Origin of the sequence: Halonotius roseus (genome assembly GCF_006861655.1) — an archaeon.
GTDB classification, from domain to species: domain Archaea; phylum Halobacteriota; class Halobacteria; order Halobacteriales; family Haloferacaceae; genus Halonotius; species Halonotius roseus.
On sequence record NZ_SESI01000001.1, the window covers coordinates 928,271 to 950,988 of the forward strand.

At 65.2% G+C, this 22,718-nt stretch carries 28 protein-coding genes; 5 read left to right on the top strand and 23 right to left on the bottom strand.

Annotation, left to right across the window (positions count from 1 at the left end; all coding sequences use genetic code 11):
- Nucleotides 1-70: 70 nt before the first annotated feature.
- From EWF95_RS04900 to EWF95_RS04925, 6 genes are all read right to left on the bottom strand, one after another.
- Nucleotides 71-316 (bottom strand): DUF3194 domain-containing protein, encoded by a 246-nt coding sequence (locus EWF95_RS04900; RefSeq protein WP_142442922.1) that lies wholly within the window; start codon nt 314-316, stop codon nt 71-73.
- A complete protein-coding gene (locus EWF95_RS04905; RefSeq protein ID WP_142442923.1) occupies nt 317-709 on the bottom strand; it encodes a prefoldin subunit beta in 393 nt (130 codons plus the stop codon).
- A 155-nt stretch (nt 710-864) separates the two neighbouring features.
- On the bottom strand, nt 865-1,125 hold the full coding sequence (locus tag EWF95_RS04910; RefSeq protein WP_142442924.1) for a KEOPS complex subunit Pcc1: 261 nt from the start codon (nt 1,123-1,125) through the stop codon (nt 865-867).
- 8 nt (nt 1,126-1,133) lie between these two features.
- Entirely contained in the window at nt 1,134-1,268 is a 135-nt protein-coding gene (locus EWF95_RS04915; RefSeq protein ID WP_021040784.1) for a DNA-directed RNA polymerase subunit P, read from the bottom strand.
- A 2-nt stretch (nt 1,269-1,270) separates the two neighbouring features.
- Nucleotides 1,271-1,540 carry a 50S ribosomal protein L37ae gene (locus EWF95_RS04920; protein ID WP_142442925.1) on the bottom strand — a complete coding sequence of 90 codons (270 nt, stop codon included), beginning with the start codon at nt 1,538-1,540 and terminating at the stop codon, nt 1,271-1,273.
- A gap of 95 nt (nt 1,541-1,635) precedes the next feature.
- The gene (locus EWF95_RS04925; RefSeq protein WP_185911698.1) at nt 1,636-2,367 is read right to left on the bottom strand and encodes a hypothetical protein; all 732 of its coding nucleotides are present in this window, start codon (nt 2,365-2,367) and stop codon (nt 1,636-1,638) included.
- 107 nt (nt 2,368-2,474) lie between these two features.
- On the opposite strand from EWF95_RS04925, the gene EWF95_RS04930 reads away from it, so the two are divergent.
- Nucleotides 2,475-3,620, top strand: coding sequence for an MBL fold metallo-hydrolase (locus EWF95_RS04930; protein ID WP_142442926.1), 1,146 nt, complete (start codon nt 2,475-2,477; stop codon nt 3,618-3,620).
- A gap of 29 nt (nt 3,621-3,649) precedes the next feature.
- On the opposite strand, the gene EWF95_RS04935 is transcribed toward EWF95_RS04930, so the two are convergent.
- The 11 genes from EWF95_RS04935 to EWF95_RS04985 form a co-directional block, all read right to left on the bottom strand.
- On the bottom strand, nt 3,650-5,221 hold the full coding sequence (locus EWF95_RS04935; protein WP_142442927.1) for a cobyric acid synthase: 1,572 nt from the start codon (nt 5,219-5,221) through the stop codon (nt 3,650-3,652).
- A 1-nt stretch (nt 5,222) separates the two neighbouring features.
- Entirely contained in the window at nt 5,223-5,915 is a 693-nt protein-coding gene (locus tag EWF95_RS04940; RefSeq protein ID WP_142442928.1) for a cob(I)yrinic acid a,c-diamide adenosyltransferase, read from the bottom strand.
- 57 nt (nt 5,916-5,972) lie between these two features.
- Nucleotides 5,973-6,977: a threonine-phosphate decarboxylase CobD gene (gene cobD / locus EWF95_RS04945; protein WP_142442929.1), complete on the bottom strand. Its 1,005-nt coding sequence runs from the start codon at nt 6,975-6,977 to the stop codon at nt 5,973-5,975.
- Nucleotides 6,978-7,063: 86 nt separating this feature from the next.
- Nucleotides 7,064-7,756: an NTP transferase domain-containing protein gene (locus EWF95_RS04950; RefSeq protein ID WP_246055632.1), complete on the bottom strand. Its 693-nt coding sequence runs from the start codon at nt 7,754-7,756 to the stop codon at nt 7,064-7,066.
- The gene (cobS, locus tag EWF95_RS04955; protein ID WP_221886610.1) at nt 7,741-8,499 is read right to left on the bottom strand and encodes an adenosylcobinamide-GDP ribazoletransferase; all 759 of its coding nucleotides are present in this window, start codon (nt 8,497-8,499) and stop codon (nt 7,741-7,743) included. Before cobS ends, EWF95_RS04950 begins: the two co-directional genes overlap by 16 nt.
- 10 nt (nt 8,500-8,509) lie before the next feature.
- Complete coding sequence (gene cbiB / locus EWF95_RS04960) at nt 8,510-9,430, bottom strand: adenosylcobinamide-phosphate synthase CbiB (protein WP_142442930.1); 921 nt, start codon at nt 9,428-9,430, stop codon at nt 8,510-8,512.
- A complete protein-coding gene (locus EWF95_RS04965; RefSeq protein WP_246055633.1) occupies nt 9,430-10,071 on the bottom strand; it encodes an HAD family hydrolase in 642 nt (213 codons plus the stop codon). The genes cbiB and EWF95_RS04965 overlap by 1 nt, the downstream gene beginning before the upstream one ends.
- 313 nt (nt 10,072-10,384) lie before the next feature.
- Complete coding sequence (locus EWF95_RS04970) at nt 10,385-10,993, bottom strand: translation initiation factor IF-2 subunit beta (RefSeq protein WP_142442932.1); 609 nt, start codon at nt 10,991-10,993, stop codon at nt 10,385-10,387.
- A gap of 123 nt (nt 10,994-11,116) precedes the next feature.
- Nucleotides 11,117-11,749: a metal-dependent hydrolase gene (locus EWF95_RS04975; RefSeq protein ID WP_142442933.1), complete on the bottom strand. Its 633-nt coding sequence runs from the start codon at nt 11,747-11,749 to the stop codon at nt 11,117-11,119.
- 48 nt (nt 11,750-11,797) lie between these two features.
- Complete coding sequence (gene ygfZ, locus EWF95_RS04980; protein WP_142442934.1) at nt 11,798-12,919, bottom strand: CAF17-like 4Fe-4S cluster assembly/insertion protein YgfZ; 1,122 nt, start codon at nt 12,917-12,919, stop codon at nt 11,798-11,800.
- 111 nt (nt 12,920-13,030) lie between these two features.
- Nucleotides 13,031-13,333, bottom strand: a complete 303-nt coding sequence (locus EWF95_RS04985) for a DUF6432 family protein (RefSeq protein ID WP_142442935.1) — start codon at nt 13,331-13,333, stop codon at nt 13,031-13,033.
- 183 nt (nt 13,334-13,516) lie between these two features.
- Between EWF95_RS04985 and EWF95_RS04990 the strand changes: the two genes are divergently transcribed.
- Nucleotides 13,517-14,539, top strand: coding sequence for a DUF7093 family protein (locus EWF95_RS04990; RefSeq protein WP_142442936.1), 1,023 nt, complete (start codon nt 13,517-13,519; stop codon nt 14,537-14,539).
- Nucleotides 14,540-14,684: 145 nt separating this feature from the next.
- Nucleotides 14,685-15,869, top strand: coding sequence for a DUF5305 family protein (locus EWF95_RS04995; RefSeq protein WP_142442937.1), 1,185 nt, complete (start codon nt 14,685-14,687; stop codon nt 15,867-15,869).
- A gap of 4 nt (nt 15,870-15,873) precedes the next feature.
- Here EWF95_RS04995 and EWF95_RS05000 read toward each other — a convergent pair whose 3' ends face one another.
- Nucleotides 15,874-16,482: a riboflavin synthase gene (locus EWF95_RS05000; RefSeq protein ID WP_142442938.1), complete on the bottom strand. Its 609-nt coding sequence runs from the start codon at nt 16,480-16,482 to the stop codon at nt 15,874-15,876.
- 79 nt (nt 16,483-16,561) lie between these two features.
- Here EWF95_RS05000 and EWF95_RS05005 point away from each other — a divergent pair, with 79 nt between their 5' ends.
- Nucleotides 16,562-16,816, top strand: coding sequence for a DUF7533 family protein (locus EWF95_RS05005; RefSeq protein WP_142442939.1), 255 nt, complete (start codon nt 16,562-16,564; stop codon nt 16,814-16,816).
- 36 nt (nt 16,817-16,852) lie between these two features.
- On the opposite strand, the gene EWF95_RS05010 is transcribed toward EWF95_RS05005, so the two are convergent.
- The 4 genes from EWF95_RS05010 to EWF95_RS05025 all read right to left on the bottom strand — a co-directional run bounded on the left by EWF95_RS05010 (nt 16,853) and on the right by EWF95_RS05025 (nt 21,866).
- Nucleotides 16,853-18,124 (bottom strand): M24 family metallopeptidase, encoded by a 1,272-nt coding sequence (locus EWF95_RS05010; RefSeq protein WP_142442940.1) that lies wholly within the window; start codon nt 18,122-18,124, stop codon nt 16,853-16,855.
- Entirely contained in the window at nt 18,121-19,986 is a 1,866-nt protein-coding gene (locus EWF95_RS05015) for a UvrD-helicase domain-containing protein (RefSeq protein WP_142442941.1), read from the bottom strand. The genes EWF95_RS05010 and EWF95_RS05015 overlap by 4 nt, the downstream gene beginning before the upstream one ends.
- A gap of 88 nt (nt 19,987-20,074) precedes the next feature.
- The gene (locus EWF95_RS05020) at nt 20,075-20,257 is read right to left on the bottom strand and encodes an HVO_0416 family zinc finger protein (RefSeq protein ID WP_142442942.1); all 183 of its coding nucleotides are present in this window, start codon (nt 20,255-20,257) and stop codon (nt 20,075-20,077) included.
- A 91-nt stretch (nt 20,258-20,348) separates the two neighbouring features.
- On the bottom strand, nt 20,349-21,866 hold the full coding sequence (locus tag EWF95_RS05025; protein WP_142442943.1) for a carboxypeptidase M32: 1,518 nt from the start codon (nt 21,864-21,866) through the stop codon (nt 20,349-20,351).
- A gap of 79 nt (nt 21,867-21,945) precedes the next feature.
- Between EWF95_RS05025 and EWF95_RS05030 the strand changes: the two genes are divergently transcribed.
- On the top strand, nt 21,946-22,272 hold the full coding sequence (locus tag EWF95_RS05030) for a hypothetical protein (RefSeq protein ID WP_142442944.1): 327 nt from the start codon (nt 21,946-21,948) through the stop codon (nt 22,270-22,272).
- Between the two features lie 5 nt (nt 22,273-22,277).
- Here EWF95_RS05030 and EWF95_RS05035 read toward each other — a convergent pair whose 3' ends face one another.
- The gene (locus EWF95_RS05035) at nt 22,278-22,658 is read right to left on the bottom strand and encodes a hypothetical protein (RefSeq protein WP_142442945.1); all 381 of its coding nucleotides are present in this window, start codon (nt 22,656-22,658) and stop codon (nt 22,278-22,280) included.
- Nucleotides 22,659-22,718 lie beyond the last annotated feature (60 nt).

Here is a 22,718-nt window from a genome sequence, read left to right on the forward strand (position 1 = left end):
CCTTTCGAACCGCCGGCTTAATCTCTTTTCATGTCCGCGATGCGGTCGCAAAAATGGGGCAGCAACGGACTCACGCAAAGAGTTCGTCAACCGCGTCCTCGGCGGCGTCGATCGCTTCGTCGGCGACCTCCTCGGGATCCGCCTCGGCGTCATCGGTCGTGTTCAGGTAGACATCGAGATCCAACACGCCATCCTCGAAGGTGACGGTGATGTCGAGATCCGTGATCGCGGAGTTCGCAAACCGCGAGAGGATCAGCCCCTCGGCGGCCTCGGCGGCCGTTGTTACAACCGTCTCATCATCCGGCTCCGTCGGCATTTACGCGCCGCCGGCGCCGCCCGGACCGGCCGGGCCCTGCGGGCCGCCCGCGCCGCCGAGCATCTGCTGGAGCTCGTCCTGCAGGCTCTCGAACTTGTCCTGAACCTTCGTCTCCTGTTTGTCGAGCTGTTCGGCGCGAACTTCGAGATCCTCGACCTTCTCTTCGAGCTTTGCGGACGCCGACTCGTAGTCGGTCTCGATGAGGAGTTCGCCGACCTCGCGGTACATCGTCGCACCCTCCTCGACATCGCCGAGCGCGTCGAGTGCGGCTCTGGTCTCGGTGAGCGTGGACTCGGTCTGCTGTTTCTGCTCGGAGACCTCCTGGGCGGTCTCTTGAAGATCCTGCAGCGTTTCGAGTTTGTCCTGTGCTTCCGGCGGTAGGTTACCCTGCATACCCCACCGGATGGTCGCCACATGGAAAAAGCCATGCAATTCCGACGGCCACCTGATCGACAGAGGGCGTCGGGTTCGTGTCGGATCTGTGCCGCTATCGGCTCTCGACAGCGTCGGCCCACGAGTCCACATCCCGTCTCGCCGGCGGCGTGAGGTTACGCTCGATCCAACACGTCGGCGGCGACCGTTTCGGCGGTCGCCACGTAGCGACACCAGCTGTTGATCCCGGCGCGAAGCGCGACGCGGTCGGCTGCGTCGATGGCGACGGTCACGACGGCCGCATCGCGGTCGACGCTCGCCGCCGAGCGGTCGTCGTCGAGTTCGCCGACCTCGACGGCGATCGCCCGTTCGACACGGCGTGCGGCTGTCGCTGTCGGATACTCGAAGCGCAACTGGGTAGAATGGGGCTGTGACACGACCGCCGTCAGTGGACGTCGACTTCCTTGATGCCGCCGCCGCGTTCCTTCAGGAGGACGCGGTGACCACAGTACGGACAGCGGACACCGCCGTACTCATCAAGGGTCACATCGCGTTTACAGCGCGAGCACTTGTAGCTCATTGTTACTCCTCGTCTTCGGCGAGGGCAGCGCGGATCGAGCGGGTTGCCTGCTGACCGCCGGGCGTCTGGGGTTTGTAGGCACCGCCGGTGAACTTCTCGCCGGTCTCCTCGTTGACCCAGATCCCGGTGCCGACGCGGGTGACATCGTCGCCGTCGACCTCGGCGTTCTGCATTCCTGCTTCGATCTCCTTGACTCGCTTCCGTGAGACACGCCCGTACCGGGCACCGAATCGGCCGGCACTGCCGGTGGATCGTGCTTTGTCCTCAGCCATAGTGCAACATGGTATCTCCAGCGCGGATAAAAAGCTGTTGAGTCCGGGTCGATCGCTGGAGGCGGTTGCGGCCGCTCTCGTGGCCCTCGCGCCGGTTACGGTTCCGCTGTTTCGAGTCGCTCCCGCTCGGCGCGGAGGAACCGCTCCCAGAGACCGAACAGCGTGCTGTCGAGGCCGTAGGCCGCATCGATCTCCCGAACCCACACGTCGTCGGCGAACAACGCGGCCTGAAACGCACGCACCCGCGGCGACAACGACTCGCGGTGGCCGGTGTAGTACGCGAGGCTCTCCTCGCGGGTCTGGTCGACCAGCCCCTGAGGCACCACGATCCCCGATTCGCGGGCAACATGGACAAACCACTCCAGATGTAGCAGCGCGTCCGCCAGCACGAACCGCTCGCGGAAGCTCTCACAGTGGGTCGGAGCCGGCCGGCCGTCGACGAGGGCGTCCTGTGGCCGGCTGAACCGCGGTACGGACACGGCGAGATCACGACAGTACGGCGCGGCGACCCGTCGCAGTCGATACTCACAGTATCGTACCGGCCCCAGGAGGCTGAACTCATACCACAGCGGCAGCCACTCACAGAACGGCTCGGAAAACACAGCGTCGGCCAGCAGGTCAGCCGCGATCGACCGCCGGATCGCGGGATCGAGTTCGGTCGGCGGTCGGCCCGTTTGCATCGCCTCGACGCCGGCCTCGTAGTCCACGAAGTCGGCGGTATCGAACCCCATCTCGTCGGCGACGCCGTCGACGTATTCCGCGCCGATCCGGTACCAGTCGGCAAAGTCGGCGGCGGTGCGGAGCCGGAGCAACGAAAGAACGCTCACAGCGAACTGCAGGGCGGAAGCGACTTAGCGTCGTCGGCAGACGAGGACGGAAATAGTGCGAACGGCGACGACGGGAGACTTTTCGTCGCGCCGGCCGTGGAATCCGTATGACACGGAGTATCTCCGCCGAGGCATTTCGAGATCGACTCGACAGCGACGAGTCGCTGACAGTCGTCGACACCCGCGACGAGGGGTTCACGGAGTGGCGAGTGCCTGGCGCGATCCAGTACAGCTACAAGCCGTTCAGCCCGTTCGACCGCGACAAGTTCGAGGCCGAAACCGGGCTCGGCCCCGACGACACTATCGTCACGATGTGCGCCAAGGGGAAATCCTCCGAGGCCCTCGCCGACGACCTGACCGCGGCCGGCTACGAGGACGTGACCGCCGTCAAGGGCGGGATGGAGGCCTGGAGCGCGGTCTACGACCACGTCACCATCGCCTACGAGGATTTCACCGTCGTCCAACTCCAGCGGCGCGCGAAGGGGTGTCTGGGCTACGTCGTCGAAAGCGACGGCGAGGCCGCCGTCATCGACGCGACACGGCACACCGACGAGTTCCGCGCCGCGGTCGACGCCCTCGACAGCGAGATAGTCGCCGTCTTCGATACCCACATCCACGCCGACCACCTCTCTGGCGGCCGGGAGTTCGCTGACGAGATCGACGTACCATATTACCTCGGCGCGGACGCCGCCGACCGCGGCGTCGACTACGACTACGAGCCGCTTTCCACAAACGAGGTCGTCCACGTCGGCGACCTCCCGATCAAGGCACTCTCGACGCCCGGCCACACCTCCGAGATGGTGAGCTATCTGCTGGGTAGCGAGGCGGTCGTCACGGGCGATACGATCTTCGTCGACAGCGTCGGTCGGACGGAACTCCAGTTCGGCGACGGCGAGGCGACGACCGGCGCGGGGCTGCTGTATGACTCGCTGCACCGCACGCTGTTGGCCGAACCCGACGCGGTGAACGTCCTGCCCGGTCACTTCTCGGTCGCCAGCGACGGAACGACGCCGATCACCCACGGCGAACCGGTGGATACGACGATCGGCACGCTTCGGACGGGGCTCGACGTGCTCCAGGCCGACCGCGAGGCCTTCGTCGAGCGTGTCACCGCCATACTACCCGAAAAGCCGCCGAACTACGAGGAAATCATCGGGATTAACAGCGGCCGCGACGCCCCCGACAGCGAGGAGGCGGCTATCGAACTCGAACTCGGGCCGAACCGGTGTGCAGCCGAGATCGACGCCGACTAAATCAGTTGGTCGCGGCCGCCGCGGTCGGCTCAGACATCGAGCCAGTCGAGCGAGCAGTGGGCAGCGATCAACTCGGCGGCTTGGTCGTACGGCGAGGCGTCGGGTGTCGCCCCCGAGGGTCGCTCGTGGCCGGCCGCGTCGAAGACCCGATCCACGAACGCCCGACGCGCCGCCTCGTTTTCGAACAGGCCATGGAGGTAACAGCCGAGCACGTCGCCACGGCTGGCACCGAGTGCGGCCGTTGCCTCGCCATCGTTGGCAAAGGGCGTCTCGACAGCCGCAGTCGCCTCAGTGGTTCCCATGTGAATTTCGTAGCCGGAAACTGCCCCCGTCGCCCCCGCCAGCGGGCCCACGCCGTCGAGTTCCAACGTCGTATCGACGACGCGTTTGGCCTCGCTGAACGTCGTTGTCACCGGCAGCAGCCCGACGCCGTCGAGCGTCGATTCGTCGCTATCGATCTCGGTGCCCTCGATTTCGGCGTTGTCGATCCGCTCACCGAGGATCTGGTAGCCGCCACAGAGGCCAACGATTGGGCCGTCGAACGCGCGGAGTTCGTCGTCGAAGCCGGCCGCTTGAATCGCCAGCAGGTCGTCGACCGTGTTTTTCGTCCCCGGAATCACGACCGCGTCGGCGTCGTCGAGCGAGACGTCGAGCGGGACGTAGGCGACCCGGACTCCAGGCTCAGCGGCCAGCGGTTCGAGATCGGTGAAGTTCGAGACCCGCGGGAGCCGCGGGACGGCGACCGTCACCGACTGCTCGGGAGCGACGCCGTCGTCATCACCCCGGACGGCACGCTCGTCGGTCGCCGGCAGGTCGACGCTGTCCTCGGCCGGGAGGCCCGGATCGTCGTACGGCAGCACGCCGAGCACGTCGACACCGGTTCGCTCCTCGAAGGCCGTGATGCCGCTATCAAGCAGCGAGCGGTCGCCGCGGAACTTCGTGATGATGACGCCGACCACGCGCTCGCGGAGGTCGTCGGGCATGAGCTCCAGCGTGCCGACGAGCGACGCGAAGACACCGCCGCGTTCGATGTCGCCGACGAGCACGATATCGGCGTTGGCGAAGCGGGCGGTTTCGACGTTGGCGAGATCGCGGTCGTGGAAGTTGATCTCCGCGATCGAGCCCGCGCCCTCGGCGACGATCACGTCGTGAGCGGCCGCCAGTCGGTCGTGGGCGGCGACGGCGGCCTCGCGGGCTGTCTCCCAGTGGTCGTCGTAATACTGGCCGGCCGCGTAGTGGCCGACGGCGACGCCGTCGACGACGAGTTGGGATTCGCCCTCGCCGCGAGGTTTGAGGAGAACCGGGTTCAGATCCGTCGTCGGCGAGACCCGGGCCGCGCGGGCTTGAACGTACTGGGAGACGCCGATCTCGCCGTAGGCATTACTGTCGCCGTCGTCGCTGTCGTCGCTGGGAGGGTCGTCCGGCTCGGCCACCATCGTTTCGGGTGCGCGCGGCACCGCCCGCGCGTTGTTGCTCATGTTCTGGGCTTTGAATGGCGCGACCGAGACGCCGCGGTCGGCCAACAGGCGGCAGAGGCCCGCCGCGACCGTCGACTTGCCGACGTGGGAGGCGGTGCCAGCGACGAGGACGGTGCGGGTCATCTCAGTATTCGGTGCCGGAGCGGGCGCGCTGGCCGGCATCGATGGGATGTTTGTGCTTGCTGATCTCCGAGATCAGATCGGCGTGGTCGGTGAGATAGGTCGGTTCAGTGTGGCTCCCGGTAAGCACGAGTTCGAGATCGTCGGGTTTGGTCTCGATGAGGTCACACACCGCATCGGGCGACACGAGGTCGCGGTCAGCAGCATAGAGGATCTCATCGAGAATAAGCATGTGAACCCCATCGTCGGGATCGCTGTCGAGGGCAAACGGCGAGTTGAGGTCGGCGTCGGCCGCGGCGTCAACGAGATCCTGCGTGCGGTCGAGGCCAGCGTCGGCTTCGGTTTCGTGATCGGCCTCGCGGCTGCCGTCGGCCATGTTGTGCCAGCCGTAGTGGCCCGTATTCTCGTACGAAAAGCCAGCCATCGCCGCGATGGCGTTGTACTCCCCGCGCACGTCGTCGACGCTGTCGGCACCGCCTTTCATGAACTGCAGCATGTGGACGCGGTAGCCGTGACCAGCGGCGCGAAAGCCCATGCCCATTGCCGCGGTCGTTTTGCCCTTGCCGTCGCCCCAAAACGCCTGCACGAGACCGAACTCCTCGGGGGCGGCGGGCTCGATCGGGCGGGCCTCAGGGGCGACACCGCCGCCCGGCGTCTGTCGATGGTGGGGACGATCGTCGTCGGGATCGGCTGTCATACACCCATCTTGGGAGCCACAGGTATCTGGGTTGCGACCGGAGGTGGTCGAGCCACCCTACACGTCAAGAGCCGCAAGCAGTCGGTCATTTTGCTCGGGCCGCTTGACCGCAACACGGATGTGGGAATCGAGCCCGCGGAACGTCGTCGCATCCCGAACGGTGAGACCGGCCGCTCGGGCGTCCTCGATCAGATCGCCGACGGGATCCGATGTTTCACAGAGCAGAAACGGGGCATCGGAGGGGGAGACCCGAAACCGGTCGGCGAGGCGGTCGCGCATGCGCTCCCGCTCGGCAGCGACGCGCTCCTGGGTCTCGGCGACAAACTCGGTATCACGAAGGCAGTGGGCCCCGACCGCAGCCGCCGGCGTGCTCAGTGCCCACGTCGGTCGGGCAACATCGAGCTGTTCCTGAAGATCGCCGGTGGCGACGAGAAATCCGGCCCGGAGCCCCGGCAACCCAAAGATCTTCGTCAGCGATCGGGCGACAACCACACCTGGGGTGCCGGCAAGCGACGGCTCGGCGGTGTAGTCGAGAAACGCCTCGTCGATCAACAACACCGTGTCGGCGTCCCGACAGCGATCGGCGAGCTTCTGCAGCGTCGCGTGGGCGTAGCTCTCGCCGGTCGGGTTGTTCGGGTTGCAGACAATCACCATACGGTGGGCGGCCGGATCGATATCGGTGATCTCGTCGTGGGGGACGAACGTCGGCTCCCCGCCCTGGAGGCGAACCTCGCGGGCGTACTCGCTGAAGCTCGGGGTCGGGATGGCGACGCTGTCACCGCTGTCGATCACAACCGAACAGAGAAGGCGGATACCGGCTAACCCACCGGCGGTCGGGATGATCTGAGCACCCGTGACGCCGAGGTAGTCGGCGGCGGCCGCCCGAAACTCGTAGTAGTCGTCTGCCGGATACTGACCGGCCGCGGAGAGGGCTGACTCGTAGACGGAAGCGACGCCGTCCGGCGTCTGGGGGTTCGTGTTGGCACTAAAATCGACAAGCTCCGGATCGGCTGTCCCACCGTGGGCCACCCGATCGACGGTGTCGATCGCATCTGGATCCACACCCACCAATTGGTCGTGAGTGATATAAACATTATTTTGTTATGTCATACTTATACTGGACATCGACGAGGTGTTTTTTGCAACACTCAAAATTTCGTTGGGGTGTCGCCATCGAACCACGCCTCAACGACGCGATAGTCAGCCGGGCGGTTGATGTTCGCGGCGAGTCGTGGGGCCCGCCAGACGGCTGTTCGCTCGCCGGCGTCGCCGACGATATTGAGCCCGGTCGGCACGACCGGTGTCCCGTCATGATCGTGGGTCGGCTCCGCGCTGAGGCCCAGTTCCTCGGAAAGCGATGCCGGCACACAGACGGTCAGCGAATCGTCGCCAGCGGCCGCGATCGCCCGATCGATATGAGCGGCGGTGAGCAGCGGGAGGTCGGCGGTGACGGTCACAGTCGGGCTATCACAGGCAGCCAGTGCCTCGGTGAGATCTGCGACATACCCCTCACCCGCTGTCTCGATGAGATCGACACCCTCGATCTCGGCGAGATGGGCAGCCGTCACTGGTGTCGCCGGCGAAACCGCCGCCACGATCGTCGTCAGCGAACTCGCCTGCAACGCGGCCACAACCCGGTCTATCATCGGCTCGCCGCCGACCGTGACAAGCGGTTTTTCGGTGTCGCCAGCCGCCGGCCGGAGGCGACTCCCCTCGCCGCCACACATGATCAGCCCGGTCGTCGCTCGCGTATCGGTCTCGGGTGTCGCCTGGGTGATGGTTTCGTCCGTCGCCTGCGTGTCGCCCTCGGCGGCCTGGGTGTCGCTCACGTCAGAATCCATACCGACACCCCCACGTGGAGCGCGAGCGCCCGACCGATCTCGTTTGTCGCCCCAAGCAGGTCGCCGCTCACACCGCCGAGTGTCCGGTGACCCCAGGTCAACACGGCCAGCCCAACCGCCGGCCCGGTCGCCAGTGTAGCCACGAGGGCAGGTGCCAGCCCGTTCGGGGCGGCGGCGATCGCCGGCAGCGACACCACCACCGCCGGCGCAAACGATCGGTGTGTGAGCTCGCCGACAAGCTGGGAGCCGAGCCCCTCGTGGGCCGGCCGGCCGTAGCAGGCGACCAGGGCCATCCCGAGTTTCGCGCCGACCTCCGCGGCAACAACGAGTCGGAGGGCCCGCCACGGCCCGATCCCCGCAAACGAGAGGGCACCAAGGGCGACGACGAACAGCGTGACGCCCAACAGCAGCGTCCCGCCGACGCCGGTGGCTGAATCCTTCAGCACCTCGCGTTTGCGGTCGGCGTCACCGTGAACCGCCAGCGCGTCGCCGAGATCCGCCAACCCATCGGCGTGAGTCACCCCGGTCAGCAGATAGAGCCCGACGAGATAGGCGGCGACGAGTGTCGGTGGCTGTACCGGCAGGAAGAATACGCTTCCGGCAAGGCCGCCGATGAGAAAACCGACAAGCGGCAGGCTGTAGGCGCGTCGACGGAAGGCCGCCCAGTCGGCCTCGGTGCCGCCGACCGGAATCCGCGTCAGAAAGCCGATCGCGCCGCGGATCGCTCGGCCAGCCGCTCGCAAACCATTGTGGTCAGACACCGACGATCACCGCCGTTGTGAGCGCGGTGAGCCAGCCAGCCCGGCCGACGATAGCGACCCCGTGGTGGCCCTCGGCGGTCGTTGGCAACGCGGCCACCGAGTTGAGCGTGTAGTGGCCCGGCTTTTCGAGTCGAACACCGAGGGCGGCCGCAAGCGTCGCCATCGGCCAGCCGGCGTTCGGCGAGGCCGGCAGCCGCGCCCAGCGTCGCCCTGTCAACACGGGATCGGGCGACAGCGCGGCCGCCGAGATCGCCAGTGCCGTCAGCCGGGCGGGGATCCACATGACGAGGTCGTCGAGTCGGGCAGCTCCCCAGCCGACCGGTTTCGAGCGGTAGCCGACCATCGAATCCATCGTGTTGACAGCCTTGATCCAGGCGGCCGCCGCGGTCGCAGCCGCCAGCGTGACTTCCAGAGAAAACCACCAGCCGGCGACGATGACGGCGATCCCAAAACCGACCAGCGGCGCGACGAACCCATCCGAGAGATTCTCAGCGACGCTCTCGACGGCCGCGCTCCGAACGTGGGCCGCCGAGAGATCGGTGGCGTTGCGGCCGGCGAGAGCGAGCAACGCCTCGCGTGCGCCCGCGAGATCAGTGTCTGTTTGCTCAAGGACATCGCTGGCGGTTGCACAGAGCAACCGGAGGCTGACCGTCGAAAACAGCACCCCGGCGGCGACGACGCCACCGGCCAGCGGTGCGATGTCGCCAGCGAGCCACACCGCGAGGGCAACGATCCCGGCCGCGAGAAGCGGAAAGCCAATCGCCGCAACGCTTCCGACAAGTCGAGGAGCACGCCACTCGCGGTCGAGCGGGCCGACCAGCCGGCCGAAGAGCGCGACCGGATGGAGCCGCGCCGGTGGCTCGCCGAGGAGGTGATCGCCGCCGACAGCCGCGAGGACGACACCGGCAGCCATCAGCGACATAGCTCCTCCTCACCGAATCGCGCCGGAAGCTCGGGGAGCGGCGTTTCTGCGATATCGACAAACTCCCCGCCGCAGTCGGTGATCCCGCCATCGGTTTCGGGGGTGTCGCCGACGACGATGAGATCGGCGGCCTCAACGCCGAGACGGTCGGCGATCGCCTCGAACGCTCGCGGGTCGGGTTTCCGCCAGCCGCAGTCGACGCTGGCAACGATGGTATCGAAGCTGGCGGGATCAAGGGTCGATCGGCGCAGCGTTCGGTCGACCAACTCCGGAACCGCACAGTTCGACAGGAGCCCGACCGGCCCACCCTCTCGGGCGGCGGCAACGGCCTCGCCCGCGGCGGTGGCGGTCTCGATGGTCGGTTCGAAGGCGTCGACGACCGCCCGGCGAGCGGTCGCGTCCGTCACGTCGATCCCGCGGCTGGCGAGAGCCGCGGCGACGTGATCCGGCAGCGGAACCTCGGCCCCCGCTTGGGCATCGATATGGGGTTCGGTGTAGGCGGCCGCCCAGTCGCCGGGGAGGGCGACGCCACGGGCGGCGAGCTCGTCGGCGATGGCCGCCGCTGGCTCGGGAGTGTCGTCGACGGTGACGAGCGTGCCGAACAGATCGAAGACAACGGCGGAGGCGGTCACTGTCTGTGGGGTCGCCGTCGGCGGTATGAAAAGGTGCCGGCCCATACGAATCGAAAGAAACTGTATCGGTGTAGAAAGCCCTCGACGCTCTCGACTCCCAGGCCTCGCTGCGCGCTTCGTCGTTCGCTCCGCTCACTCCTGCAGTGCTTGCGTCGGCCGGGTTCGTCGAGACCGTCTCGCCCTTTCATCCGCCAGGATGCGGCTGATTCACCGAGCAAAATAGCGTGTCTGCTTGGTAAGTGTTAGAGTGAGAAGAAAAATAATGCGAGCCAACCAGATGTGGACGGATTAGCTCGATTGGGGTCGGTCGCGTTCAGTCCAGTCGGGCGAAGGCGAGCGTGCCGCTGATGTTTTTGATGTAGATGTCGACCTCGTCGCCCTCCTCCGCGCCGGGGACGAAGATGGTGTATTTGCCTTTCTCGGCGACACCGTCGCCCTTGCGGCCGGTGCCGGTGATCTTGACGTGGTAGGTTTCGCCCTCTTCAACGTCGGGGCGGTCGGTGCGCTGGGAACTCGACTGTCGTTTGGCGACCGGGCGGAACGCCCCACAGGCCTCACACCGCAGCATCTGGGTGCGGTTTTCGGTGACGAGCTTGGTGTCGGGGAGCCCACACTCCGAGCAGGTGACGTATTCGGCGATGTAGGCGTCGATAGCGGCATCAAAATCGCCGGCCGAGAAGTCGCCGTTGTAGCGGGCGCGGCCGTCGTCGTACTGGCCGGCGGTGCCGAGTTCCTGTTGGATCGCGCTGTGGATGTGTTCCGGCTCGCGGTTGAGCGCGTCGCCGAGCGCCGAAAGGTTGGTCAGCCGTGTGAACGCGCCGTCCTTCTGTGCTTGCGCATCGGGCACGTCAAGCCGTTCGTCGGAGCCCTGAAAATCGGGGAGATCCTCCATCGCCCGGTCGAGCGTCGCCTCGTAGTCCATACGCGTCTCGATGCGTTCGGCGGCTAAATGTATTGTGAGACAGCGATCCACAATGCGGACGCCCCAGGGTGGCCGCTCCGAACCGAGACACGACGATCACGCCACCTCGCATCAATGCACCCGTCACTCCTCATCGTCCCGCCACAGCCGCAGTGCGACGACGCCGAAGCCGGCGAGCATCAACAGCAGCCGCTCGCCGGACTGCACCAGATGGAAGATCCGATCGACGTTTTCCGGTTCCGCACCCCGATTCGGGTCGACACCGGTGTAGTAGTGGGTGGTGGCGGTCGTCCCCTCGACGGTGCCGCCGCCGGGGCTGAGATCGACAAACGTCTGGAGCAGGCCGCGCTGCGTCGAGTACAGCAGATGGCCCGACAGATCATAGAAGCGATCCTGCAACGGCCAAAACAGATTTACACCGTTGACGACGCCGTCATAGAGGCTGTGGGCGAGAACCATCCCGACGAGGCTCACCCACGCCACACGAACCCCATACGTACCCCACCGACGGCGGAGCGTCGACTCCGAGCGAACGGCGACATCCCACCAGAGTACGATCCCGAGGGCCGCCGGCAACACGAGCGTGTGGAGATACGCCCGGTGGGCCCCGGGCAACCAAAGGCCGAGCAGCGTATCGAGATCAGGAATCGCGGCGACGGCCATGACCGTCAGGATCGCCCGGCGGTCGAAGGCGGCTCCGAGCAGGGCTGTCCCGAGCAGCCCCGCGACCGCGATATGGACGAGCGTCGATGGCATAGCTCACGATACGGAGACAGCGGGGAAGGCGGTTTCGGCGACCCCAGACTAATACTGCGGACAGCGAAGCGAGGTCGCGCTCCCGTCGACAAACGGCAGCGTGACGCGGTCAGCGTCGACAGCGGTGGGTTCGTCAGCAGCCCCGTCGCCCTCAGCGGCCTCGGCGGCGGTCGATCCCACGGTAAACGAGCCCTCAAGCGCGTCGCTGGCACAGAAGGCCAGCGCGATCGGTTCGCCAACCGAGGGGCTCTCGATCGCCCGCGTCAGCTCCCCGACGGCGTCGCCGTCGACGCGGAGTTCGTCGCCGGCCGCACAGGGAGCGTCGAGACGAACCCCGAGCAGTTGCTTGCTCGGCCGGCCGCGGTTTTCGACCTTCGAGACGACCTCCTGGCCGATAAAGCAGCCCTTCTCGAAGTCGACGGCGTGGCGCGCGCCGACCGTGTTCGGGATCTCACCCTGTAGCTCCGAGGCAAACCGCGGCGTGCCGGCCTCGACGGTCAGCGTGTTCCAGGTCGCCTCGCCGAACGGCGCGGCGTTCAGCCCGTGGTTGAGCAGCGTATCGAAGACGCCGGGCGCGTCGTCGGCCCCACAGATCACCGTATAGCCGTCCTCGCCGGTCGGGTTGTCGCCCGCGACGACCGTGACGCCGGCGTCGCCCATCGACCCCCGATCGAAGTGGAGTTCGGGTTCGGGCGCGCCCGCGTGGTTGAGCACCGAGGCGATCTTTTCGGTTGCCGAGGGGCCGTGGATACCGAACACACCGAACTCGGCGGACACGTCGTCGATAGCGACATCCTGCACGAAGATCTTCTCCGACCAGTCGGCGACCAGTTCTTCAACTTGGGAGGGCGGCGTAAACAACAGCAGCTGCTCGTCGGCGTTGTAGATGTAGCAGTCGGTCTCGATGCGGCCCTGTGGGTCGAGGACGAAGGCATAACAGCCCTCGCCGTCGCTGTCTGGTACGCGGTTGGTGACGATGTTGTCGACGTAGTCGACGCGTTCGGAGCCGGTGACCGCGACGATCCCATACCCCTGCTCGATGACGCCGACACCGTTGCGAACCGCCCGGTGGGCGACCGCCGGCCGACCGTAGTGGCTGACGAGCCGCCGGCCGCCGCGCTCGACGTACGTCGCCCCGAGATCATCGTGGTGGGCTCCCAGCAGTGTCATGCGGAGGCGAAGACGCCGCGGAAGTAAAACAACGGCGGAGGGCCGAGGTCAGCGATCGCCGACCACGGACGGCGACCGCGGTCGTCGCGGTCGGTCGCGGTCAGTCGCCCCTCACAGGCCGAGTCGATCCCGGAGTATCTCAAGCAGCGAGGGCTCTGCTGGGTCGGCATCGGTGGTCGGATCAGGGACGACCGTGTCGGCCGGCCGGATCCGAACCGTGCCGTTGTCATCGCTGACAACGATCAGCCCGTCGGCTTTTAGCTCGGATAACGCCGACTCGATGTGGTCGATGTCAGCCCCGACGGCGGCCCGGAGTTCAAGCACGGTCATCCCCTCGCCGGCGCGGTCAACAAGCGCGTCGAGAACGTCGACCTCGACGGCCGGTCGATCACGGTAGGCGGGCTTGGCTCCCATCGGCACACCCTACCACGGGAATCGGTTTACATCTACCGCCGGGGTCAACCATCCCCGACCGCGGCCGCTTGGAGACCGCCGCTCCCGCCACCCGGGCGCGGCCGCTTGAACGCCGCCGACAGCGTCAGACACGCGACAGACAGATGGAGTAGCTTTTTGTTGAGTAGGTTGGTACAGACGGTAATGGGACTCCGGTGTCTACTCGGTCACGATTTCGACGACCCCGAGTTGCGACGGGAACGCGAGGAACAAGGCAACGAAGTCGTCGTCACGGTCAGCGAGGAGAAAACCTGTACTCGCTGTGGGTACACCAAGACCGTCAGTGAGAACAAGGAGGTAACCTCGATCGAACAGCTCGCCGAAACCGCAGACAGCGAGGCGACGACCGGTGGCGACACCGAGGCGACGGCCGGCGGTGACGCCGGTGCAGCAGCCACGACCGACACAGGGTCGACCACAGCCGGTAACGGCGAGACAGCCACGCCGGAGCCATCGACCGCTGCCGATCAGGCCGCCGACGCCACGGCTGCCGGGGGCGACGCCACAGCCGACGACGCGGAGCTACTGGATGACGACGAAACGACACCGGCGTCGACGGAGCCGACGGCGACAGCGGACGCCACCGAGGAACCACCCGCCGACGACCACAAGGGGTCGGGAGCAGCCGACGACAGCGAGCCGCAAGCAGCCGACGACGAGCCACAGGCGGCCGACGACGACGGGATCATTCTCTCGACGACTGACGACGAAGCCGACGAAACGGCCGACGAGGAACGCGAGGCCGAGCCGCGTGAGGCCGGCGAGTGGGAATGGCCGGAACACGAGACGGATCCGGAGACATCAGCCCACGAGTGGCCCGAGCAGTCCGGCGACGACGAGGGGTACGACGCCGAGACACCGCCGGACGAACAGCCCGACGAGGTGAGCTTCAGCGGCGGCTTTACCCCCGAGGCCACCGCCGAGGCGGTCGACGAGCAGGGCGGAGCCGACAGCCAGGCCGACGAGGAGGTCATCGAGGAGCCGGCCGACGCGGAGCTGACGAAGGCCGGCGAGGCCGCGCTGTATGAGCCGACCGTCGACGACATCAACACCGAGTTCTACTGTCCGGAGTGTGGCTTCACCCGCCACGCCGGGGCGTCGTCGATGCGCGCCGGCGATATCTGTCCGGAGTGCCAGCGGGGCTATATCGCCGAACGAGAGCTGTAACACCGCCGGCGTGACCGTGAGATAAACAAGCCTGCGTCCGTAGTTCTGTGTAGCACCCACCCGTCATGTTCAACCGTGTGTCTTGCCGACCACCCGCGTCCGCGCCCGCCGAGCGGCGACACCGCCTCACGCCAGGTGGTCGGTGATGCTGCCACGGCTCAAACTCCAGGTTGCGACCAACACCAAGGAGTTCACGATCGGGTTTGTGGTTCTCGGGGTGGTGTTACTGCTTGGGTCGGGCTACGTGTTTCTGACGCCGCCGGTCGAGGAGCCGGCGAGCCAGCCGGAGCCACAGCCTGCTCCGGGGCCCGAAACCGAGGAGTTCGAGGCGTTCTTTCTCGACGTTGAGCTGATCGACAGCGCGGTCGTCAAGACCGCATCCAGTGAGCTGCGACCGACGATCTCCGGGCCAAACCAGCGGGCCTACGAGGAGGGCGAGGTGATCACCCGCGCGCCGGCGTACTTCTATCGGTACACCCCCGATCTCACGTTCAATGTTACCGCCACCACAACGAAGAACGTCAGCGTCGATCTCACCACCCGGCTCATCCGCGAGGAGGAGGTTGTGACCGACCGCGAGGATGCCGACAGCGAGATCGTGTACACGAACGATCGGCTGCTCATGTATCGGCAGGATACGGTCACCGACGGCCGGGTGACAAACCGCCGTGCCTTCGATGTCCGGAATGATCTTGAGCGGCGAGCCGACGAGGTGGCGGCCGACTTCCCGTCGTCGACAACCTCGCTCAACACCCAGCTGATACTGACCGTCGACTACGAAACCGAGCCGATCAACGGGACGGCCTACAACGGGACGCTCAACATGACGCCCTCGCTTGAATCCAACAACGACGCCTACTGGATTACCGGCGATCAACAAGCCAACGTCTCGGAGACCCAAACCCGAACGATCGAGCCGGCGGAGACAGCCGATCCGGCCGGGGCGGGTCAGCCGACCGAACCGAGCGAACCCACACGGGGCGAGCCGAATATGGGGCTGGTCGCGCTGCTGGCGATGCTTGGGTTGGTCGCCGTTGCCGGCGGCGGGGCGATCGCGGCGAAAGCCCCACAGCTTGACGAGGCGGAGCTCAAAACGGAGATCGCCCACAACCAGTACAGCGAGTGGATCTCGGAGGGCGAGCTGCTGTTGGATTCCGACAACGAGTTTGTCTCGGTCAACTCCATCGAGGATCTGGTCAACGTCGGCATCGACGCCAACAAGCGTGTCATCTACGATCCCGACCTCTCGGTGTACACCGTCGCTGATGGCGACGTGACCTACTACTACACCACCGAGCCCGCCAGCCTCCAGCGGTGGACCCACCTCTGATCGACTACTGGTAGCCGTCCAGCATCCGCTCGACGTATTTGGCGATCACGTCAACCTCGACGTGAACTGGGTCGCCGACGGACTTTGCCTGAAGCGTTGTGAGCTCGTATGTCGTCGGGATGATCGCCACCTCGAAGTAGCCGCTGTCGTGGTCGATATCGGCGACCGTCAGCGAGATCCCGTCGAGACAGATCGACCCCTTGTCGACGATATACTGGCCGTAGTCGGCCGGCAGCGCGAAGCGAAACCGCCAGTCGTCGCCGACCTGCTCGATCGCCTCGATCGTCGTGACGGTGTCGACGTGGCCCTGGACGACGTGGCCGTCAAACCGCCCGTCTGCGGCGAGTGCGCGCTCGATGTTGACGCGATCGCCGACACCGACCTCGCCGAGATACGTTTTTGCGACTGTTTCGGCCGCAAGGAAGACCTCAAACCAGGCTCCATCGTCGACATCGCCAAACGTCTCGACGGTGAGACAGACGCCGCTGACGCTGATCGATTGGCCATGGCGAAGCGCGTCGAGTTCCGGGGAACGGATCCGCAGACGGCGGCCGTCGGCGTCGGCGTCGACAGCGACGACCTCGCCGGCGGTTTCGACGATTCCGGTAAACATACCGGAGGGAGGCGATCCGGAGGGATAGCGGTTGTGTCCGCCGGCGGGCTTTTGTCGTTGCCGGCGATAGCGGAAGCAAATGCAACTCGGGATCGTCGATCTGATCGGGCTTGCGACCACACTCGTCTTTGCCATCCCGGTCGCCAACTTCGGTGTGACACAGCTGCTCGCCGGGAAGCCGGTCGGCGGCGTCGCGTTGCTCGGTGTCGCGGTCGCCATGGTCGTCCTCCCGCAGTACTTTCTCGACCCGAAACGGATCCTTGGCCGGCTCCTTCGAGGGCTGCTTCCCGCTCGCTTGCGTGAGACATCGAAAAGAAACGAACCGCCAAAATAGTCGACTATGCCTCGCCTGCTGTCGATATCAACGAAATCAGGGTGTCAACGACACCGGGGCGTCGACGAGTCGCTCCCCGCCGTCGGCTGTGACCTCGACCAATGAGCCGAGTCGAATCCGCCCCTGATCGGGATCGACAACACCCGTTTCGACGGCGAGAACTGACCCCGCCTGTAGCATGCCGTCGTCGGCAGGGCTCGGGGCCTCATGCGCTGTGAGCCCGACGCCGTGGACAGTGGCCCACCCGCCAGCGTCGTCGGTGGCTGTGTCGTCGGCGTCATCAGTGGCTGTGTCGTCGGCGTCATCCGGGTTGGCACGCGGCGAAAAGCCGTAGGCCGTCAGCTCGGCGGTCGCTTCGGCGGCGACGGTTCCCACGTTGCCGCCGACCTCGCAGTGGCGGCGGGCGGCGGTCTGGGCGGCGTTGGCGGCGATGAACGCACGCCGATCCCAGCCGCCGTCGCTGTCGACGACGACGGTGCGGGTGAGATGGCCGTGGTAGCCGTGTGGGCCCCGCGGAACAAGGTGGATGATAATCCCCTCGTCGGCCGGCAGCGGATCGGTCGGGGCGGTGTCGCCGGCGCGAACGCGAACCGTCTCCGGGGTGATGCCAACGCCAGCGAGGGTCGCGGCGGTCTCGCGTTCGAGCTGCTGGGCCGAGAGGGGGTCGCCATCGACGCGGACGATCCCATCGTCGGTCGTGCTCTCGGCGAGGATGTCGCTTGCGTGCGCCATCCCGTGGGCCGCCCCGCGTTGGACAGCCCGGAGACAGTCGCGTTCGGCGTCGGTCTTGCTGGCGCGGGCGTCAGCGACCGCCGTCGTCGATGCGAGCTTGTAGCCAGCGTCTTGGAGCCGAACCGCGGCGTCGTGGGGGAGCTGGCTCGGCACCCGGAGTGTGCCAGAACCCGCGGCAGTCCCACGTCGATCGGCGAGCACCGACACAGCGTGGCTGCCCGGCGGCGTTTGTGGGTCGCGCGTTGCGACCGAACGCTCGATCGCGTGGTCGGCCTCAGCCGCTGACGGGTCAGCGGAGTCAGTGAGAAAATCGGCGGCAGCGGCGTCGCGGTCAGCTGTCGAGACACAGTAGATCGCTTCGAGGTCGCCGGCGTCGGTCGGGAGACAGACGATAGCAGCCGCCTGCTGTGGCTCGGCGGCGCGCGTCAGGTAGCGGCGAGCAGGATCGTCGCCGCGAGCGACATGAACGAAGCCCACGGTGTCAGGCGCAGCGAGTGGCTCACCGAGGGCTGCGAGTCCAGCCGGTGGTGTCGGTGGGGCTGACCACTCGGTGGAGTAGCCAGCCGGCGGGCTCACGGCTCGGGTTCGGGGGCCGCCGGCTCCGCCGCCTCAATGGCATCGAGCAGCTCCTCGGGTGGCTCATCGCGGAGCTCGTTGTGGAGGAGGACGCTGATCGGGACGGTCGGCGCGCCGTCGATCAGGTTTTCAAGCAGGACGAGGCGTTCCCGCGCCCGGCTCATGCCGACGTAAAACACGCGGCGTTCGTTGTCGGTCAACAACGGGACGGGATCGGTGTGTTTGGTGAACTCGTCGTCGCCGACGGTCGTCGGATCGGCCGTCTCCTCGTGGCCGGAGACGGTCGCGGCCATCTGCTCGACGACCTTCTCGGTGAGATCGGTGGCGACGAAGACGTGGTCGGCCTCACGACCCTTCGCGGAGTGGATCGTCCCCACGCGGACAGTGTCGGGATCGAGGCCAGCATAGTCGCCGTTGAAGTAGGCGTCGACCGAGGTGCGCTGGAAGTTTGTCACCTTTCGCAGCATGTCGCCGGCCGACTTGGGGTCGGGCATAAACGGCGCGAACTTCTCAACATCATCGGGATCGAGGGGAACCTCCGCGAGGTCGTCGTTGTCGGCGGCCTCCTCCTCTGCTTCAAGGAAATCATAGAACTCCTCGCGGTCGTTGGAGCCAAACGTTGAGTCCTGGAGCATGTCGGCGAGTCGACGACCTTGCAGCAGTGTGAGCTGCTCACCGGCGTCGAAGGCCTCGATCGCGCGAACGTAGTCGGTCAACCGATCGGTCCAGAGCCGCTGGTCGGTGAGTGCCTTGAACGGGATCCCCTCGTCGACAAACTCCTCGATGAACTGGAAGAGCTGGTAGCGCGCCCGGAACAGCAGCATCACGCTGCCCTCCTCGGCGTCAACGGTGTAGCGAACGTTGCGAACGAGTTCGAGGATCGAGGCGTTTTCGACGGCCTCGACACTCCCGCCCTCCTTTCGCGGTTTGAGATCCTTTTCCTGGCGTTTGTCGAGATGGCGGATCTCCTGGTTGACGACGTTGAGAATGTTGGAGGGCAGCCGATAGGAGTTTGGAAGCACCACATTCTCGTCGTGATCGGCATCGAGCAGGAGGTTCGGATCGGCACCCTGCCAGGCGTAGACGACCTGGTCGTCGTCGCCGGCGATCAGCACCTGTTTCATGTGGGGTTTCCACTCCTCGAAAACAGCATATTGCAGTGTCGTGATATCCTGAAACTCGTCGATGACGAGGTAGTCGACATTGGGGAGCAAGGATCGCTGTTCGACGCGTTCGAGCATGTCGGCGAAGCCGACCAGCCCGTTGTCGCCCTTATAATTGCGCCACGCTCGGATCGCCTCAGGGATGTCGATGCGGTCGTCGTCGGCCGTCCACGTCGGGGTGTACTTGTTGCCCTCCTGGGCGTTGGGATCCTCGTCCGGCGGGAGGCGAACCTCCTCGACGTTCCACTGGAAGGGCACGTCGTACCAGTCGGCGACATCCCGGCGGGTGCGCTGGAGCCACTGGCTGGTGGCGATGATCTTGTTGCCGATCGTCGTCGACCGAGCGGTGCGGCGGCCGCCGCTTTTGTACTCGTCCTCGTACTCGATGCCGTACTCCTCGCAGAACTCCTCTTTGTCGTCTTCGCCGACAACATCGCCGCGGGAGAGATCAAGTAGCTCGTAGGCTTTTGCGTGCATCGTACAGACGTTGCCCTTGAGCGCGCGTGGCGTCGTGTCAAGTCGCTCGGCGAGGCGTTCGCGGATCTCAGCGGCGGCGGCGCGGGTGTAGGAGACGACGAGGATGTCGCGTGGATCGGTGTCGTCGTCTTCGAGGATGGTCTCAACGCGGTCGAGAAGGGCGGTCGTTTTCCCGCTACCGGGGCCGCCAAAGAGGCGCGTGAGTTCGCCGTCGGTGCTCATTGTAGAACGCACATGCGCCCCGGCATCATAAACGACGTGACTTCGCTCGCCGAGGTCGATCCGAACACAGTCGGAAGCGAGAGCCGGACTACCGATCAGGCTGCCAGCCACACACTGAACACGTCATCGCGCCGTCGTCGTGGAGAGCACCGCAGTCTGGACACTGCTTTTTGTTGTACGACTCGTCCCAGCCCGCGGGTGCCGTTTCGTGGCCGTTTGTCGAAAGGAACTCGTCGAACAACTCGTCGTCTGAGGACTGTGCTTTTGACATTACGGTTCGTGGTAACGTGTACCACATATATAGAACTTGTGGCGTTAGCGACAAACTGGACGATCAGCAACGCCGAAGCGGCGAGCCCGGCTTAGAGATCGTACAACGCGCTGTATTTCTCGGTCACGTACTCGGTGAATGCGTCGGCACTCAACGGCTCGCCGGTCGCGTGTTCGACCAAGGCATCGGTCTCGTATCGCCGGCCATGCTGGTGGATGTTCGTCCGCAGCCACTCACCGAGTGCATCGAAGTCGCCGCCCCGGATGTCGCCATCGAGGTCGTCGAGCTCACGGTCGGCAGCAGCGGACAGTTGGGCGGCCATCACGCTGCCCAGCGAGTACGTCGGGAAGTAGCCGAAGTTGCCGTGGCTCCAGTGGATATCCTGGAGACAGCCCAGCGCGTCAGATGGCGGTGTGATCCCGAGATACTCCTCGTAGAGGCGGTTCCAGCGATCCGGCACGTCGTCGACCGCGAGGTCGCCACCGATGAGCTCGCGTTCGATTCGAAACCGAACGATGATATGCAGGTGGTAGGTGAGCTCGTCGGCCTCAACGCGGATCAGGTTCTCGTCATGTACCTGGTTGGCGGCCTCGTAGGCCTCGCGCGCCGACAGCTCGCTGGTCTGTGGGAACGCCTCTTGCAGCTTCGGCAACAACAGCTCCCAAAACGCCGCCGAACGGCCGACATGGTTCTCCCAGAGCCGCGATTGGGACTCATGCACAGAGAGATCGCGGTGACTCCCGAGTGGGGTGCCGAAGGCGTCGTCGGGCAGCCCCAGCGTGTAGTAGGCGTGACCGAACTCGTGGATCGTCGAGGTGATCGCGCCGAGGGGATCACTCTCGTCGAACCGGGTGGTGATCCGGGCGTCAAACTGGTTGCCCGAGGTGAACGGATGCGTCGAGGTGTCGAGTCGACCGCGGTCGAAATCGTAGCCGAGCGTCGCTAAGACCTCCCGTGAGAGTGACTCCTGGCTGTCGGTATCGAACGTTCCCTCGAAGGCGTCGGTCGCAAGGTCGGCATCAGCGGCGCGGATATCCTCGATCAGCGGCACCAGCGTCTCTTGGAGCTCATCCAGGATGTCAGCGGTTTTCGACAGCGACAGACAGGGCTCGTACTCCGCAAACAACACCGCATAAGGGTCGGCGTCGGGATCGATATGCTCGGCGTACTGACGTTTGAGCTCAACGAGCCGTTCGAGGTGGGGAGCGAACTCCTCGAACGCATCGTGTTCACGGGCGGACTCCCACGCGCCGAGAGCCTCGGTGGTCGCCGTCGAAATCTCCTCGATGAGATCACGCGGCACGCGGGCGGCCCGGACGTACTCTCGGCGAATCTCACGGACGACGGCCTGCTGTTCAGGGGTAAGCGATGCGTCGTCAAGCTCCTCAAGATATCTTCCAATGTCCTCATCGACCAACAGGTCGTGGCTGATCGACGACAGCGTCGAAAGCTGCGTCGAGCGGGCCGGCGTCCCGCCCTCGGGCATCATCACCTGTTGATCCCACGAGAGCACCTCGGTCGCACTTTCGACGGCATTGTACCGCTTGATCTCATCGAGCAGTGCCGTATACGCCTCCGGAGGTTCGGTCTGCGTCGCGTCAGTTGCCATACCCCCTGTTGCGGCTACGGTCGTATCAACGCACTGGCGGTGGAACTTTTTATAACTCTGTACGCGCTACCATTGACGTATGAGTGTTCATATCGAGGGGTTCGACGATTTCGACGACGAAATCCGGGAACTCAAGGAGAATGCTGACGCCCTTGACGGGAACAACGAGATTCCGATGGATCAACTGTTCACGGAGAGCTTCATGGAGTCGTATACACCGTTCAGTTCGCTTGCGGCGTTCTTCGAGCATAGCCCATGGACGGTCGAGACGCGAGCGGACTTCAAGTCGATTCCTGAAGACGAGTTCGACCGGTACGTGAACGACAACACTGGGTTCAACGACTGGGAAACAATGCTCCAAGCCGCAGGACGCGAATGGGTCAGCCGCCAACTCGGGATCAAATAGCTCACTTACTCGTCGTCAGGTGATCTGGAAGACTCCTCATCGGATTCATCCGTGGGTGAATCCGATCGCGTGAACTCCGGATCACCGAGATGGAGATGAAAATCCCCCTCGATCGTAAGTTCGTCCACCGGCCCCTGACTTGGGGAGTCCTCCGAGGTCACATACTCATAGATTGTAATCAGGCCGGAAGTCAATCCCACGACTGCTGAAATAGCTTGGATAACTAATCGGAAAACATCAGAAACGTCTCCAATTGCAGGCGATTCAACGATTATTGTGACCTCGATAAAAATAGTGGCCAGAAACAGTCCACCGGCAAGGAAAAAGACAACTGCCGAATACCGAACGGAGACAGAACGAATGGAACCTATCGGCAAACGATCCATTTGTTCATAGCTTCCCGTGGAATATGATTTAAAATTGGTGACGAAGCAAACGTCCGTGTA

What these genes read in the sequence shown, in the direction of transcription:
- EWF95_RS04920 (WP_142442925.1), bottom strand. Translation starts at nt 1,540, where the DNA reads ATGGCTGAGGACAAAGCACGATCCACCGGCAGTGCCGGCCGATTCGGT.
- EWF95_RS04905 (WP_142442923.1), bottom strand. Translation starts at nt 709, where the DNA reads ATGCAGGGTAACCTACCGCCGGAAGCACAGGACAAACTCGAAACGCTG.
- EWF95_RS04995 (WP_142442937.1), top strand. Translation starts at nt 14,685, where the DNA reads ATGCTGCCACGGCTCAAACTCCAGGTTGCGACCAACACCAAGGAGTTC.
- EWF95_RS04950 (WP_246055632.1), bottom strand. Translation starts at nt 7,756, where the DNA reads ATGGATTCTGACGTGAGCGACACCCAGGCCGCCGAGGGCGACACGCAG.
- EWF95_RS05030 (WP_142442944.1), top strand. Translation starts at nt 21,946, where the DNA reads ATGAGTGTTCATATCGAGGGGTTCGACGATTTCGACGACGAAATCCGG.
- EWF95_RS04985 (WP_142442935.1), bottom strand. Translation starts at nt 13,333, where the DNA reads ATGGGAGCCAAGCCCGCCTACCGTGATCGACCGGCCGTCGAGGTCGAC.
- EWF95_RS05020 (WP_142442942.1), bottom strand. Translation starts at nt 20,257, where the DNA reads ATGTCAAAAGCACAGTCCTCAGACGACGAGTTGTTCGACGAGTTCCTT.
- EWF95_RS04975 (WP_142442933.1), bottom strand. Translation starts at nt 11,749, where the DNA reads ATGCCATCGACGCTCGTCCATATCGCGGTCGCGGGGCTGCTCGGGACA.
- EWF95_RS04900 (WP_142442922.1), bottom strand. Translation starts at nt 316, where the DNA reads ATGCCGACGGAGCCGGATGATGAGACGGTTGTAACAACGGCCGCCGAG.
- EWF95_RS04930 (WP_142442926.1), top strand. Translation starts at nt 2,475, where the DNA reads ATGACACGGAGTATCTCCGCCGAGGCATTTCGAGATCGACTCGACAGC.
- ygfZ (WP_142442934.1), bottom strand. Translation starts at nt 12,919, where the DNA reads ATGACACTGCTGGGAGCCCACCACGATGATCTCGGGGCGACGTACGTC.
- EWF95_RS04935 (WP_142442927.1), bottom strand. Translation starts at nt 5,221, where the DNA reads ATGACCCGCACCGTCCTCGTCGCTGGCACCGCCTCCCACGTCGGCAAG.
- EWF95_RS05015 (WP_142442941.1), bottom strand. Translation starts at nt 19,986, where the DNA reads ATGAGCACCGACGGCGAACTCACGCGCCTCTTTGGCGGCCCCGGTAGC.
- EWF95_RS04990 (WP_142442936.1), top strand. Translation starts at nt 13,517, where the DNA reads ATGGGACTCCGGTGTCTACTCGGTCACGATTTCGACGACCCCGAGTTG.
- EWF95_RS04915 (WP_021040784.1), bottom strand. Translation starts at nt 1,268, where the DNA reads ATGAGCTACAAGTGCTCGCGCTGTAAACGCGATGTGACCCTTGATGAG.
- EWF95_RS04970 (WP_142442932.1), bottom strand. Translation starts at nt 10,993, where the DNA reads ATGGACTACGAGGCGACGCTCGACCGGGCGATGGAGGATCTCCCCGAT.
- EWF95_RS05000 (WP_142442938.1), bottom strand. Translation starts at nt 16,482, where the DNA reads ATGTTTACCGGAATCGTCGAAACCGCCGGCGAGGTCGTCGCTGTCGAC.
- EWF95_RS05025 (WP_142442943.1), bottom strand. Translation starts at nt 21,866, where the DNA reads ATGGCAACTGACGCGACGCAGACCGAACCTCCGGAGGCGTATACGGCA.
- cbiB (WP_142442930.1), bottom strand. Translation starts at nt 9,430, where the DNA reads ATGGCTGCCGGTGTCGTCCTCGCGGCTGTCGGCGGCGATCACCTCCTC.
- EWF95_RS04940 (WP_142442928.1), bottom strand. Translation starts at nt 5,915, where the DNA reads ATGACAGCCGATCCCGACGACGATCGTCCCCACCATCGACAGACGCCG.
- EWF95_RS05005 (WP_142442939.1), top strand. Translation starts at nt 16,562, where the DNA reads ATGCAACTCGGGATCGTCGATCTGATCGGGCTTGCGACCACACTCGTC.
- EWF95_RS05035 (WP_142442945.1), bottom strand. Translation starts at nt 22,658, where the DNA reads ATGGATCGTTTGCCGATAGGTTCCATTCGTTCTGTCTCCGTTCGGTAT.